This is a genomic window from Thomasclavelia saccharogumia DSM 17460 (assembly GCF_000686665.1).
Classification (GTDB): Bacteria; Bacillota_I; Bacilli_A; order Erysipelotrichales; family Coprobacillaceae; genus Thomasclavelia; species Thomasclavelia saccharogumia.
The window spans coordinates 17,686-33,142 of the sequence record NZ_JMLH01000001.1 but is presented as its reverse complement, the minus strand read 5'-3'; the positions used below and the strand labels follow the sequence as shown (position 1 = coordinate 33,142).

Here is a 15,457-nt window from a genome sequence, read left to right as displayed (position 1 = left end):
CTGTCTTAATTAGACAAAATATTTATATGAAATATGGTTTATTTAATAGGTAGTCTTTGATTAATTGCATAAAATAATATTTCATGAATATAAATTAGGTAGATAGTTAATTTTGGAGGTTGGAAAATGTTAATTAAACCATTGATCTTAGGGGTATCTATTACTCTAGGTCTTTTAGCGATAGCAGTAACTTTAAGATTTATTGTATATCCTCTTTGGCAGATTTGGTGTCAAAGAAATGAAAAAGTAAAAAGAGAAGATATTTTATTATTGGAAAATAATCTGGATAAAACGATTGAAATCAAAATTAATGGTAGAAAATTAATCAACTAATTATGACTACATAGTATAAGACTTTTTATATAAGTTTTTACTAAGTTATTTAGAAAGGAGTATTTTAATGATAAGTTTGTTAGTTGATAGTAGAAGTTTTAATATGATCGATAATGGTTCTATAAGTCATTTGATTGTTTGTAAAGAAGAGGGAATCCAAAAAGGAGATCTGGTTTCTTTATATGATAATAATAAGAAGGCAAATTGCCTTGTAAAAGTTAATTATGTAGATTGTGAAGGATCGGGTGTAGATGAGAATTATTGTATTTTAAATGTCAAGAAAGTATAAAAAGCCCTTTTATTGTAGGGCTTCCCATTCTTCCATTAAAGTATTTAATTGATTTTCTAATAAAGCAATTTCATCATTGATTTGATTGTATTTTTGATAGTCATTTAAGACTTCTTCGCTTTGTAACTGCTTGTTTAAAATATTGATTTGGTTTTCTAAATTAGAAATATTAGTTTCTATTTTTTTTATTTTATTTTGTTGTTTGCGATATAAAGCATTTTGCTGTTTCATGTTTTGATAATCAGTATTTTCCTTTTTTACTGGTTTATCAATAATTTTACTACTGAAATATGTATCATAGTTTCCCTCATAGCTTATCGCTTTATTATTAGTTAGTTCAATAACTCTAGTAGCAACTTTATTAATAAAATAACGATCATGACTGATAAAAAAGATAGTTCCATCAAATTGATTTAAAGCATCTTCTAAAACTTCTTTTGATGCAATGTCTAAATGGTTAGTAGGTTCATCCAAAATTAAGAAATTTGCTTGTTTTAAAAGAATTTCAGTTAAAACGACACGACCTTTTTCACCACCGGATAACAAAGAAATTTCTTTAAAAACATCTTCACCTTTAAAGTTAAATAATGCTAAACTATTGCGAATTTCCGTATTTGTCATTTTAGGATAATTATCACTGACTTCATTAAAAATAGTTTTATTCATTGATAAAGTTTGATGCTCTTGAGCATAATAAGCTAAATCCACTTTACTGCCAAATTTAATTTTTCCTTGAAAAGGACTCAATTCATTAAGAATAGTTCTAAATAAAGTAGTTTTACCAATACCATTATCACCAACAAGAGCAACTCGCTCCTGTTTTTTTATTTCAATATTTATATTTTTAAATAATATTTCATCAAATTTAACAGCTAAATTTTCAATTTTTAAAACATCAAATCCCGATTCTCTTTTTGGTTTAAAATTTATCGTAATTGTATCAGGTAAGTTTTCAGGACGCTCGATGCGTTCCATTTTAGCTAACTGTTTTTCTTTTGACTCAGCACGCTTGACTTGTTTTTCACGATTATATGATTTTAAAGTATCAATACTTTGTTGAATTCGTTTTATTTCTTTTTGTTGATTTAAATAATGTTTTAAATCAACAGCACGTTGTTTCTTTTTTAAAATCGAATATTCATTATATTTACATTTATATGTTTTCGATTTACCATTTTCAATTTCAATAATTTTATTAGAAACTTTATCAATAAAATAGCGATCATGACTAACAACAATAATTGCATGAGGATAGTTTTTTAAATATCCTTCTAAAAAATTGATTGCACTATTATCTAAATGATTAGTAGGTTCATCAAGTAATAGCAGCTTAGGTTCTTTTAGCAACATTTTAGCAAGCGCTAATCTTGTTTTTTGTCCACCTGATAACATTGATACCTTAAAATTCATTTCTTCTTCGCTAAATCCTAGTCCCTTTAAAACACCGGTTAATTTACTAGGATAACTGTAACCATCATGCTCTTGAAATTCATGAGTTAAACGATCATATTCGTTTAGTATTTTTTCACTATGATCGTTACTCATCAATACTTCAAGTTCACGTAGTCTGTTTTCAATGGCAAGCAACGGAGCAAAAACATCTAAACCTGTATCATATACTGTTTTATTCATGTTTAAATCATGCTGCTGTTTTAAGTATCCTAAAGATAATTCTTTGTTACTAAAAAGATTACCGCCATCATATTCTTCTTCACCAGAAATAATTTTAAGAATCGTTGTTTTACCTGCTCCATTTACACCAATAATTGCTATTTTATCGTGATCATCAATTTTAAAAGTTATATCTTTTAATAAAGGAATACCCTGGAAAGATTTTGTTATATTTGAACATTCAATTAACATTTTTATCACCGCTTGTATTTTAACATATTTTTATAAGTAATAATATTTAATTTTTTACTAACATAAATATATTGTTTTTTAAAAAAAACATTTATTTTAAAATTTTGGTTAAGGGGTTGTAATCAATATTGTTTTTTTGTATAATTGTATGCAATATAGAAAAGACGGGGGTATATCACAATGGGTATGAATTTGGCATACAAAATTTTATGCAGTAAACTTAAAGATGGAAATCTTATTCCTGGTGAGCAGATCGGAATACAAATCGATCAAACCTTAACACAAGATTCAACAGGAACAATGGCTTATCTTCAATTAGAGGCAATGAATATTAAACATGTCGCTGTGGAAAAAGCAGTTGCATATATTGATCATAACATGTTACAAACAGGTTTTGAAAACATGGATGATCATGAATTTATTCGTAGTGTAGCTAAAAAGCATGGTATTGTTTTTTCAAAACCAGGTAATGGTGTTTGCCACCAATTACAATTAGAAAATTTTTCAAAACCAGGTAAAACATTAGTTGGTTCTGACTCACATACACCAACATGTGGAGCGATGGGAATGATTGCTATTGGTGCAGGAGGATTGGATGTCGCTGTAGCTATGGCAACGGGAAAATATTATTTACAATGTCCAACAGTGGTAAAAATAAATTTAAAAGGAAAAAAAGCGCCATGGGTGTCAGCTAAAGATATTATTTTATATATTCTACAACAATTAACAGTTAAGGGTGGTGTTAATAAGATCATTGAATATACAGGTGATGGGGTTGCATCATTATCATTGACTGACCGGGCGACAATTTGTAATATGGGAGCTGAATTAGGAGCAACAACTTCTATTTTCCCAACTGATGAAAGAACTAAAGAATATTTAGCACAACAAGGGCGAGTTGAAGACTATGTTGAGATGAAGGCTGACGATGATGCTGCGTATGATCAAGAATTGACTGTTGACTTAGGATCTTTAGTACCAATGACAGCGAAACCACATAGTCCTGATGCTGTCGTACCAGTAAAAGAACTTGAAGGAATGAAGGTAAATCAAGTTGTTATTGGGAGTTGTACAAATTCATCTTTTGCCGATATGATGAAAGCGGCTAAGATTTTAAAAGGACGTAAAGTAGCTGATCATGTTTCACTAGTAATTGCGCCAGGATCTAGCTCGATTTTAGCAATGTTGTCTGAAAATGGTGCTTTGGCGGATATGGTTCATGCTGGGGCAAGAATTCTTGAATGTGGCTGTGGTCCATGTATTGGAATGGGGCAGGCGCCATTATCTAAAGGGGTATCTTTAAGAACGATCAATCGTAATTTTAAAGGACGTTCAGGAACTAATGATGCAAGTGTTTATTTAGTTTCACCAGAGGTTGCAGCATTAAGTGCAATTAAAGGATATCTGTCAGATGAATTTGAGGATGATATGTATTTAGATGAGGTACCGAATACGCCATTTATAAAAAATGGTAATTTCTTCATTGATGAATATGATGAAAATAATGAAGTTTATATGGGACCAAATATTAAGCCGGTTCCTCGTGGTGATAAAATTACTGATGAAATTAGTGGTAAAGTTGTCTTAAAAGTTGGTGATAATATCTCAACCGATCATATTGTGCCTTCAGATAGTAAATTATTGCCATATCGTTCTAATGTTCCTCATTTAGCTAAATTCTCATTTAGTAAAGTTGATCCTGAATTCTATGATCGAGCAGTTGCTAATGGTGGTGGATTCATTGTTGGTGGTGATAATTATGGTCAAGGAAGTTCTCGTGAACATGCTGCTCTTGTGCCAAATTATTTAAAAATTAAAGCAATTTTTGCGGTATCATTTGCAAGAATCCATCGTTCTAATTTAATCAACAATGGTATTTTACCATTAGTTATCGAAGCTAAAGATCAAGATTTCTTTAATAATCAAGATAGTTACAAAATCGTTAATATTAAAGAGGTAGTTGAACATAATGGTAAAGTAAAAGTAATTAATGAAACTACTAATGAATCCATCGAAGCTAGTCTTACATTATCACCAAGAGAAAAAGTAATGATCAATTATGGTGGATTATTAAATGCAATTAAAGAATTAGGAGGTGAATTTTAATGAAAGCTGTTTTAATACCAGGTGATGGAATAGGAAAAGAAATATCAAAGAGTGTTGTTGATATTACTAAGGCAATGAATTTAGATATTGAATGGGTCGAATATCAAGCAGGAGCAGAATATGCAGTTAATACAAAAGAAGTATTTGAACCAGGTTTAGTTGATGCAATCAAAGAATATAAATGGGCTTTAAAAGGACCAACTGCAACACCAATTGGAACAGGATTTAGAAGTGTTAATGTTGCTTTGAGACAACAGTTTGCTACTTATGCTAATGTTCGTCCAATTAAATCTTTTAAAGGAATCAATTCACGCTATGAAAATATTGATTTAGTAATGATTCGTGAAAATACAGAAGATCTATATAAAGGAATTGAATACATGATCAATCCTGATATGGCTAATGGCATCAAACTAATTACTCGTGAAGCAAGTGAAAAAATTTGTCGTTATGCTTTTGAATACGCTAAAAATAATGGTCGTAAAAAGGTTACGGCGATTCATAAAGCAAATATTATGAAATATACTGATGGACTATTTTTAGAAGCGTTTAGGGACGTGGCTAAAGATTATCCAGAGATTGAAGTGCAAGAAGTAATCGTTGATAATATGTGTATGCAGTTAGTGATTCGCCCGGAAACATTTGATGTTTTAGTAGCACCTAACCTATATGGTGATATTGTTTCTGATTTATGTGCAGGATTAGTAGGGGGGCTAGGATTTGCTCCAAGTGGAAATATTGGGGATGAATATCGGATTTATGAAGCAGTTCATGGCAGTGCTCCAGATATTGCTGGAAAAGGCATCGCTAATCCAAGTGCGTTGTTATTAGCATTTGCTTTAATGCTGGAAGCATTAGGAAAACTAGAAGCTGCTAATAAATTAAGGAATGCATTAGCAGCTGTAGTAGAAGAAGGGGTAACGGTTACTCCTGATATTGGTGGAAGTGCTTCTACTGCAGAATTTACAGCTGCAATTATAAGAAAGTTAGGGTAATTTATGGCAAAAAATTTATTAGAAAACACAGGGCATGGATCGTTAGGAAATAAAATTTTTACCCTGCTTCGTGATAAGATTTTAAACGAAGAATATACACAAGGGCAAAAACTTAATGAAGTTGCTTTATCTAAAGAATTAAATATTTCTAGAACACCAATTCGTGAAGCTTTAAAGCAGTTAGAATTAGAAGGTCTAGTAAAAAGTATACCTAATAAAGGTGTTTATGTTTTAGGATTTTCACATCGTGATATTGATGATATGTTAGAGATCAGACATGCTTTAGAAGGCCTTGCGATTCAATTAGCAATTGAAAGAATAAATGATGAAGAGTTAGAGAAAATCAAAGAAGTTTATGATTTGATGGAGTTTTATGCTAAAAAAGGTGATCAAGAAAAGTTTAATGAAATTAATATTGCTTTTCATGAAGCAATTTATCGCTGTACGCAATCAAAATATTTCGAACAGTTATTGACAGATATAAATTATTATATTCATGTAACTTCTAGACATTCAATTCGCCAACCTGATCGTTTAGTTTCGGCAGCTAAAGAACATCGTGAAATATATGAAGCCATTTTAGCTCGTGATAAAGAATTGGCAAAAGAAAAAATACAGCATCATATTAGAAAAACACAAATGCTGGTAAGAAACTACTATGAGAAAAAAAATAAATCAGAAGAAAAAGGCTAAAGGCCTTTTTTTATTGTTAAAGATATCAAATATTTATTATGTTAAAAACTGCAGTTTGAGATATGGGGGTCTGTTTAAATAATATGTATTAGATACTTAAAAAGACAATATTTTAGATAAATTTGTAAAATATAAGCAGCATATCAATTTAGTTTCTAATCTGCATTAACTAAAAGGTTTATACGTATAAACCAAAAAACTCTTCCTCAAGATGATATCAGTTTGTATAATTTTAATAAAGTGAAATATAAAAATATAATATCTAAGGGCGTGATTTTATATTAACTGATTTCTTTTTATAAACACTTTTTAGAAAGGAGGATAGCATGATAATTGATAAAATTCTAAATAATAATGTGATCGTTGTAAAAGATAAAAATAATGTTGAAAAAATTATTATGGGTAAAGGAATAGCGTTTAATAAAAAAATTGGTGACGAGATAGAAAAGAAAAGTATTGAAAAAGTATTCACCTTAACTAATAGTGTTGCATTAAATAAACTTCAAGAATTAGTAGTAGATATACCTTTAGAGTATTTGGAAGTTACAGAAGAAATAGTTGTTTATAGTAAAGCCTGTTTAGGGAAAAGAATAAATGAAATGATATATGTTTCATTAGTAGATCATATTTATACCTCGATAGATAGATATCTTGAGGGAATTAATATAAAAAATGCTTTGCTGTGGGATATAAGGAGATTTTATCCAGATGAGTTTGATATTGGAATGACAGCTTTGGATATGATAGAAAAAAAATTTAAAGTTCGATTACCAGATGATGAAGCAGGGTTCATTGCTTTACATATTGTTAATGCTGAAATAGATGAAGATAGTATGCAAAATATGTATGCAATTACGAAAGTTATGCAAGAGATATCTAATATTGTTAAGTATAAGTTTCAAATAGAATTTGATGAAAATTCAGTGTATTATTATAGATTTATTACTCATTTAAAGTTTTTTGCACAACGGTTAATAAGTGGAAAAACTTTTGAAGATATGGATGACAGCTCATTATTAGATATGGTAAAAACTAAATATAAAAATGCATATTATTGTGTAAATGAAATATCTAATTTTATATATCGGAAATATGAATATGAATTATCAGATGAAGAAAAATTATATTTGACTATTCATATTGAAAGAGTTGTATATAAGACAAAAACTTAGTTTTTAATAAATATTTTATTTAAGAAAATAAAAATGTCTTTTTAAAAAGTAAAATGATATTTTTATATAAAATTTAGGATAAAAGGAGGTAATAGGTGATACTTAAAAAAATGGGTAGTTACATTTAGTTGGCTAAACCTATAGAACTATAATAAAAGACAGTTAGAGAGAATTTATATATAGTTGCGTCTTTGATTATATAAAATAATAAATTAGAGTGGTTACATTTAGTTGGCCAAATCCTCAATTAATTATTAAAAATGAAAAGTAGAAATTAATGGAGGTACCTTTTATGGGTAAATATGAAAGTTTAGCAAAAGAGATTATTAAAAATGTGGGTGGACAAGAAAATATTAGAAGTGTTACCCACTGTATTACAAGATTACGTTTTCAATTAAAAGACGAAGCGAAAGCAAATGATGATGTTTTAAAAAGTACAAAAGGTATTGTGACAATTATGCATAGCGCTGGGCAATATCAAGTTGTTATTGGAAATCATGTTCCACAAGTCTATGCTGATGTTTGTGAAATTTTGGGGATCAGTAATGAAACAGAAAGTGATTCAAATGAAGCTCCTAAGGGAGTATTTAATAAATTAATTGATATAGTTAGTGGATGTTTTCAGCCAATTTTAGGACCGCTATGTGCATCTGGTATTATCAAAGGTCTGGTTGCATTATTATCATTTATAATTGGTTCAGATTTTAATTCTACAGGAACTTATATGGTATTAAATGCAATTGGTGATGCAATATTTTATTTCTTGCCGATTGCTTTAGGGTATACAGCAGCTAAGAAATTCAATGTTAATGTGATTGTTGGAATGTTGATCGGAGCAACATTATGTTATCCAACGATTCAAGCTGATACTTTATCAGCAGCTGGTGAGGCATTAGGCTCACTTCCATTAGTTGGTGATTATTTTACAACATTTTTAGGAATTCCTTTTGTAGCAGCAAATTATACAAGCACTGTTGTACCTGTATTACTTATCGTTGCATTTGCATCATTAGTTCAAAAATATGCAAAGAAAATTATTCCTGAAATGTTACAAAATTTCTTTGTACCCTTCTTTGTATTAATTATTAGTTTACCAATTGGGCTATTAATTATTGGACCAGTAATTTCATTATTTACGGATTTATTGACTCAAGGATTTGCAGCAATTTATGATTTATCACCTGTATTGACTGGAGCAGTTGTTGGTTTTACGTGGCAAATTTTAGTAGTGTTTGGATTACATTGGGCAATTATTCCATTATCAATTATGAATGTTACGAATTTAGGATATGATACAATTTTAGTTGGACAATTTGGAACAACTTTTGCATTAACAGCAGTACTTATTGCAATGTATATAAAAATGAAAGATAAAGATAAAAAAGCATTAACTATTCCTGCAATTATTTCTGGAATTTGTGGTGTTACAGAACCAGGAATTTATGGATTTGCACTACCTGAAAAGAAACCATTTATATTTGCATGTATTGCAGCATCTGTTGCCGGAGGTGTATTTACTTTCCTTGGTGGACAACAATATGTAATTGGTGGGTTAGGAATTTTTGGAACAGTAAGTTTTATTTCACCAACTGGTGACGCAACTTCTATGTATTATTCATTTGTTTCTATTGCTGTTTCAATGATTATTGGATTTTTATTAACTTATTTTTTCTGGAATGATAATTCAAGTTTAGAAGATAATAAAAAAAAAAGACAAATAGAATCAAATAAAACAACAAAAGAAACTATTTTATCACCAATGACAGGGAAGGTCGTTTCTTTATCTGAATTAAAAGATGACGCATTTGCATCAGGTGCATTAGGTGATGGAATTGGGATCATTCCCACTAACGGACGTGTAGTAGCGCCAGTAGATGGGACGATAACAACTTTATTTCCAACGTTACATGCTATTGGAATAACTAGTGAAAGTGGTGTTGAAATTTTAATTCATATTGGATTAGATACAGTTCAAATGGCCGGTAAAGGATTTAATGCTTATATTAAACAAGGAGATAAAGTAAAAAGAGGACAATTACTTGTTGATGTTGATCTTAAGGAGATTGAAAAAGCTGGTTATTTAACCCAAACACCAATCATTATTACTAATAGTAAAGATATGTTAGATTTAATAAAGACTGATAAAAGAGAAACAAAAGTTAATGATGAATTAGTAACTGTACTATTTTAGTTTTTCTGTATTTAATAGAGGAGGAAATATGGCATTTAAAAAAGATTTTTTGTGGGGAGGCGCTACTGCAGCAAACCAATTTGAAGGTGGCTGGCAAGAAGGTGGAAAAGGGATATCTTGCTCAGATATTTGTACAGGAGGAACACATACTACTCCTAAAAGAATTACACCGGTATTGGAAGAGGGAACTTTTTATCCAAGTCATGAAGCGATTGATTTTTATCATCGGTATAAAGAAGACATTGCGTTATTTGCAGAAATGGGATTTAAAGTATTTCGTTTTTCTATAGCATGGACAAGAATTTTCCCTACCGGTGAAGAGAAAACACCTAATAAAGCAGGGTTAGAATTTTATGATAATGTCATTAATGAGTGTTTAAAATACGGAATTGAGCCTTTGGTCACAATTTCTCATTATGAAGTTCCTTTTGCATTAACGAAAAAATACAATGGGTGGGCTTCTAGAGAAATGATTGATATTTTTATAAAATATTGTGAAGTGATTTTTAATCATTATAATGGAAAGGTAAAATATTGGCTTACTTTTAATGAAATCAATAGTGCTACAGGTCCTTTTGGGGGATTTTTATCTCAAGGAATTTTAAATGAAGGAACTAAAGATTTCATGCATCCAGTCGATATTCCTCAACTTCGTTTTCAAGGATTACATCATCAATTTGTGGCAAGTGCAAAGGCAGTTAAATTAGCGCATCAAATCAATCCCGAAAATAAAGTGGGATGTATGCTGCTTTTTGCAACTATGTATCCATTAACTTGTAATCCTAAAGATGTATTAGTGTGTCAAGAGATGAATCACATAAAAAATTGGTTTTGTGGAGATGTACAGGTACGTGGCGAATATCCAGGGTATATAAAACGTTATTTTGATCAAAATGATATTCATATTAAAATAGAAAAAGATGATTTAAAGATTTTAAAAGAAGGCTGTGTTGATTTTTATACGTTTTCTTATTATATGTCAGGTTGTGGAACGGCAGATGAAGATAAAGAAATGGCAGCGGGAAATTTGATTGGTGGAGTATCTAATCCATATTTAAAGGCAAGTGATTGGGGCTGGCAAATTGATCCTGAAGGTTTACGTTTTACTTTAAATGAAATCTATGATCGTTATCATATTCCTTTAATGATAGTAGAAAATGGACTAGGAGCATATGATAAGATTGAAGAAGATGGAAGTATTAATGACGATTATCGTATTGATTATTTACGTCAACATATCGAACAGATGCATGAAGCGGTGTTGGATGGTGTAGATTTGATGGGATACACCCCATGGGGATGTATTGACTTAGTAAGTGCATCTACAGGAGAAATGGCTAAACGTTATGGATTTATTTTTGTAGAAAAGTATGATGATGGTAGTGGTGACTTTTCAAGAAGAAAAAAGAAATCTTTTGATTGGTATAAAAAAGTAATCGCAAGTAATGGTGAAAATTTATAGTTAAATAATATCGATAGAGAACAGTTATAACAGTTAGTATAAGGGATCAAGTTTTTCTAGTATTGAAAATATTTGATTCCTTTTATGGTTGTTATAATTTTTTTATTGAGTAATTTTTACTATGTATTTTAATTATAGTATAATGCGAGATCAATATTGTATTTTTATTTTTTTGTGTGATAAAATATAAATATCAAGTTAATAAAGGGAATAGATTCGGATTAGACTAAATAATAACCTTGTTTAAAATAATAAAAAACTCTTAACAATTATAAAAGGTGGTTCTATGTACATAATAGATAAATTAAAGATGGTAAATAATACAGCACAGACAGATTCAATAGAATTTATTTTATCAAAATATTTTCTTAAAAATTTATTGAATTTGAAAAAAGTAAGTTTGAAAAGAATTTCTTTAGAAACTGGTTTATCTAAATCAACAGTGATTAGATTTTGTCAAAGAGCAGGATTTAGTGGCTTTACAGTATTTATTGATGAGTTATCACTTGAGGCGTTAGAATTAAATAATATTTTAAAATCTTATCAACATATGGATTTGATTATCTATGAGAATATTAAAGCTGATTTTATTAAACAGTGTAAAAATCAATTACGAGAAGATGTATATCATAATTTTTTAGACCTAATAAAAAACAGTTCAAAAATATTATTTTATGGACATAATAAATATATCTCTTGTTTTCATTTATCGACTTCTTATTTATTAATGATGGGAAAAGATGTTATTGATAATATGTGTTGGGATATAAAAAAACAAAATCTTTTATTTTCTGATTTAAAAGAAAATGATCTTATTATTATTGTTGAACCATATATGAATTGGAGAAACTATAAGGAACTTTTGACAATAACCATGGATGCTTTACAAAATTTAAATGATTCTAAAGCTAAAATTGCATTTATTGGTCAAGATACTAATGAAAATGTTGATATATCTATTGCGCTTCCATACACATACTATGAAACCTTATATAAAGATTTTATAATTTATTTAGATATGATGCTTGTTACTGATTTAAAATAAAAGGGAAAGATACAAATCCACAAACACATATTACAGATAAACCAAACCGTAATCAACCGCGGATTAAAAGGTTGAAGAAAGGAGAAGGTATATCAGATGACTTTTTTCATCATCAGCTAGCTGATGATGAACTCATTAGATGAGTCATTTATAAATATACCAGGGAGTGTGGATGAATACTGTCATTTCAACTTTATTGCTTTTTACTTATAACACGCTTAATCAAGATATTTATTATTCGATTGCGATTTATATATTAGATCATCTTGATGAAATAGAAACTATTTCTATTAATGAATTATCGCAAAATTGTCATACTTCAGTACCAACAATAAATAAATTTTGTCATTTAATGGGAATAGAAACATTTAAGAAAATGAAAAATATACTTTCGAGTACTAGAAAAGGAAGATTGGAGCAAATTGAGTTTAGATATATGCAGTTTGATGCTGAGAATATTCTTAATCAAATTGAGTTGTTATATCAAAAAAAGATTAATAAGACAGAATTGTTGGAACAAATAAAAAAAATAGTTGATTTAATTTATGAATCAAGGTCAGTATATTTTGTGGGAGCTGTTTATCCGTTATCATTATTGTTAAATTTTGTAGAAGATATGAGGATTTTTAATAAGGCTATTTACCTTGAACAAATAAGCTATAAAGATAATAAAAAAGATTATGATGAAAATTCGTTACTTATTTTTATTACAGTAACAGGACGGTTTTTAGCTATGAATAAACAAACTTTTTTGGATTTATATGAAGATGTTTCTTCAAAAAAAGCAATAATATCACAAAATGAAATATTTTCAACTTTTTTAAAGTTTAACGTCTTTATTAAATTGTATGGGGATGATGATAGTGAAATTGAAAATCTTATTATTATTGAAATATTTAATTTAATTAAATATGAATATTTTATGAAATACGTATATAATAAATAGAAATATTTATAAAAATCATAAAAAAATATCTTTATATTAGATTAATGGATAAAGAAATGATTTTATCATTTCTTAAAACATTAATCTTTTTTTATTGATTGAGGATAAATAAATGTAAGCGCTATAATTAAATTAAAGAAAGGAGAAAAATAAACATTAAAAATTTAATATTAAAGGAGGAAGGAAAAATGAAGAAAAATAAATTTAAAAAAATAACAGCAGTATTTCTCAGTATGTTAACCGTGTGTTCAATAATTTCAGTACCAGCATATGCATTATCAAATTCTACTTTAAATACAATGAATGATGCAATTGAAGAGTTAGAAAGTATCGAATCACCAAAAAGTATCACAATTACACAAAATACAGATTTTCCTAATTCAGATGCTCAATATCAAGTTAAATTCACGTTTAATAGTGAAGAAGATATAAGTCGCGTACAATTGACAGGAGGTTTTGCATTTTATACGACAGAAGCAGCTAAAGAGTATTTAGATAATGGAAGTGTAGGAACGATCACACCAGTGGCTCCAGAAAACTTTAAGAATGGTATGTTTACAACAGGTCATTTAATTGCTCCAGGTGGATATGTAACAATTGATATGAATGAAGTTGAAAAAGGGGTGTGGACAGTTGAGATTCCTTTACCTAATGGACAATATTATTACAGATTTAATATATTTTATACTGGATCTAGTAGAGCCCAGCAAATTGTAGATCCTGAAAATAAGCCCTTTGCTAATGGTGATAATGATAGTGGCTGGAGTCTTTTCTATGTTGGTGATGCTACTGATTGTTTAGATGGTCAGGAATATGTTTTTTCTAGAAATGATGATAATACAGGGACAGTTAATTATGTATCATATGAAGCAATAGATGCAACGATGCAACCTATGGGTGTATATTTACCTAAAGGATATGATGAAAATAAAATATATAAAACTTTGTATTTATCACATGGAAGTGGTGGAAACGAAGTAGAGTGGTTTGAAATTGGATCTGCAAAAAATATTATGGACAATTTGATTGCTGAAGGTGAAGTTGAAGATACAATAATAATTACATTAGATCTTACATATTTTAATTTAGGGAACTCAGCTCCAGGAAGAGGATTTGAAAGAATAAAAGATAATATCATGAATTATGTTATTCCTTATGTTGAATCACATTATAGTGTATCTAAAGATGCTAGAGATCGTGCTTTTGCAGGATTATCAGGCGGATCACGACTTGCAACTTTCTTATATCAAGAAAATGCTGGGGATTTTGGATATTTTGGAATGTTTTCACACACAATAGCAAATGTTGATGTTCAAAATATAGAAAATAAAAATTATCCAACATTAATGCTAGGATACGGAAATCTTGATCCATTTGGTAAACAATATTATCCTAATTTTATTAGTAGATTAGAAGCAGCTGATGTTCAATACGATTTGTATCCAGTAAATGGAGGACATGATTGGGGTGCATGGCGTACTTTATTATCTATTTTTATAAAAGATTATTTATGGGAAGATACAAATAAACCTGCTAATCCTATAGTGGATAAATCAGGGCTATCAATCGCTATTGAAATGGCTGAAAAAGCAAGCTTAGAAAATGTTGTACCAGCTGTAGTAACTGAATTCAATGAAGCTTTAACAAATGCTAAAGAAGTATATAGTAATGAAAAAGCTGCACAAGCTGATGTAGATAGTGCCTTTGCTCGACTAGCAAATGTAATGCAGATGTTGGAATTCTATCAAGGTGATAAAACAGCATTACAAAAACAAGTAGATCAAATCAATGGATTAGATGAAAGTAAATATATCGAATCATCATGGCAGGCAATGTTACCAGTATTGGATAAAGCAAATGCAGTTTTAGCTGATGAAAATGCAATGCAGGATGAAGTCAATGAAGTATATACAGAATTAGTAAAAGCATTCCTAGACTTAAGATTAAAACCAAATAAAGACTTATTAAATGACCTAATTAATAAAGCCCAAGGTTTAAATGCAGCAAGTTACAGTGCTGAATCATGGAATGTATTGCAAGAAACATTAAATGGTGTCCAAGCAGTATTAGATGATTCAGAAGCAACAGAAACAGAAGTAGAGGCAGCAGTAACAGCATTAAATAATGCAATTGAAGGATTAGTAGCTAATAGTGAAGTACCAGTAGAAACAGAAGTACTAAGTGCAGATGAAGGAGTAAATAGTGCAGTAAAAGCAGGAGATACAACAGTAAGTATCAAGACAGGAGATAGTGCAAACTTAGGATATTCATTAGCAGGATTAGCACTAGCTTCAATGGTATTAGTTGCAAATAAAAAAAGAAAATATTAGTTTATAAAGAATTTAATATAATTGATTTTTAA

At 29.4% G+C, this 15,457-nt stretch carries 12 protein-coding genes; 11 read left to right on the top strand and 1 reads right to left on the bottom strand.

What is annotated here, in order from left to right; all coding sequences use genetic code 11:
• Nucleotides 1–126 precede the first annotated feature (126 nt).
• Both BR82_RS0100140 and BR82_RS0100135 read left to right on the top strand, forming a co-directional pair.
• A complete protein-coding gene (locus BR82_RS0100140; protein ID WP_027088470.1) occupies nucleotides 127–333 on the top strand; it encodes a hypothetical protein in 207 nt (68 codons plus the stop codon).
• A gap of 67 nt (nucleotides 334–400) precedes the next feature.
• Complete coding sequence (locus BR82_RS0100135; protein ID WP_027088469.1) at nucleotides 401–622, top strand: hypothetical protein; 222 nt, start codon at nucleotides 401–403, stop codon at nucleotides 620–622.
• A gap of 9 nt (nucleotides 623–631) precedes the next feature.
• Here BR82_RS0100135 and abc-f read toward each other — a convergent pair whose 3' ends face one another.
• A complete protein-coding gene (abc-f, locus tag BR82_RS0100130; protein WP_027088468.1) occupies nucleotides 632–2,485 on the bottom strand; it encodes a ribosomal protection-like ABC-F family protein in 1,854 nt (617 codons plus the stop codon).
• 180 nt (nucleotides 2,486–2,665) lie between these two features.
• On the opposite strand from abc-f, the gene BR82_RS0100125 reads away from it, so the two are divergent.
• The 9 genes from BR82_RS0100125 to BR82_RS16230 all read left to right on the top strand — a co-directional run bounded on the left by BR82_RS0100125 (nucleotide 2,666) and on the right by BR82_RS16230 (nucleotide 15,425).
• Nucleotides 2,666–4,591, top strand: coding sequence for an aconitate hydratase (locus BR82_RS0100125; protein WP_027088467.1), 1,926 nt, complete (start codon nucleotides 2,666–2,668; stop codon nucleotides 4,589–4,591).
• The gene (locus tag BR82_RS0100120; RefSeq protein WP_027088466.1) at nucleotides 4,591–5,586 is read left to right on the top strand and encodes an isocitrate/isopropylmalate dehydrogenase family protein; all 996 of its coding nucleotides are present in this window, start codon (nucleotides 4,591–4,593) and stop codon (nucleotides 5,584–5,586) included. The genes BR82_RS0100125 and BR82_RS0100120 overlap by 1 nt, the downstream gene beginning before the upstream one ends.
• Nucleotides 5,587–5,589: 3 nt before the next feature.
• Nucleotides 5,590–6,279, top strand: a complete 690-nt coding sequence (locus BR82_RS0100115) for a GntR family transcriptional regulator (RefSeq protein ID WP_027088465.1) — start codon at nucleotides 5,590–5,592, stop codon at nucleotides 6,277–6,279.
• Between the two features lie 326 nt (nucleotides 6,280–6,605).
• Complete coding sequence (licT, locus tag BR82_RS0100110) at nucleotides 6,606–7,451, top strand: BglG family transcription antiterminator LicT (RefSeq protein WP_027088464.1); 846 nt, start codon at nucleotides 6,606–6,608, stop codon at nucleotides 7,449–7,451.
• A 292-nt stretch (nucleotides 7,452–7,743) separates the two neighbouring features.
• On the top strand, nucleotides 7,744–9,642 hold the full coding sequence (locus tag BR82_RS0100105) for a beta-glucoside-specific PTS transporter subunit IIABC (RefSeq protein WP_027088463.1): 1,899 nt from the start codon (nucleotides 7,744–7,746) through the stop codon (nucleotides 9,640–9,642).
• A gap of 28 nt (nucleotides 9,643–9,670) precedes the next feature.
• Nucleotides 9,671–11,104 (top strand): 6-phospho-beta-glucosidase, encoded by a 1,434-nt coding sequence (locus BR82_RS0100100; RefSeq protein ID WP_027088462.1) that lies wholly within the window; start codon nucleotides 9,671–9,673, stop codon nucleotides 11,102–11,104.
• A gap of 286 nt (nucleotides 11,105–11,390) precedes the next feature.
• Nucleotides 11,391–12,149: a MurR/RpiR family transcriptional regulator gene (locus BR82_RS0100095; protein WP_027088461.1), complete on the top strand. Its 759-nt coding sequence runs from the start codon at nucleotides 11,391–11,393 to the stop codon at nucleotides 12,147–12,149.
• Between the two features lie 172 nt (nucleotides 12,150–12,321).
• Complete coding sequence (locus BR82_RS0100090) at nucleotides 12,322–13,095, top strand: MurR/RpiR family transcriptional regulator (protein ID WP_027088460.1); 774 nt, start codon at nucleotides 12,322–12,324, stop codon at nucleotides 13,093–13,095.
• Between the two features lie 188 nt (nucleotides 13,096–13,283).
• Nucleotides 13,284–15,425 carry an alpha/beta hydrolase-fold protein gene (locus BR82_RS16230; RefSeq protein ID WP_051592705.1) on the top strand — a complete coding sequence of 714 codons (2,142 nt, stop codon included), beginning with the start codon at nucleotides 13,284–13,286 and terminating at the stop codon, nucleotides 15,423–15,425.
• The last annotated feature ends 32 nt before the right edge of the window (nucleotides 15,426–15,457 follow it).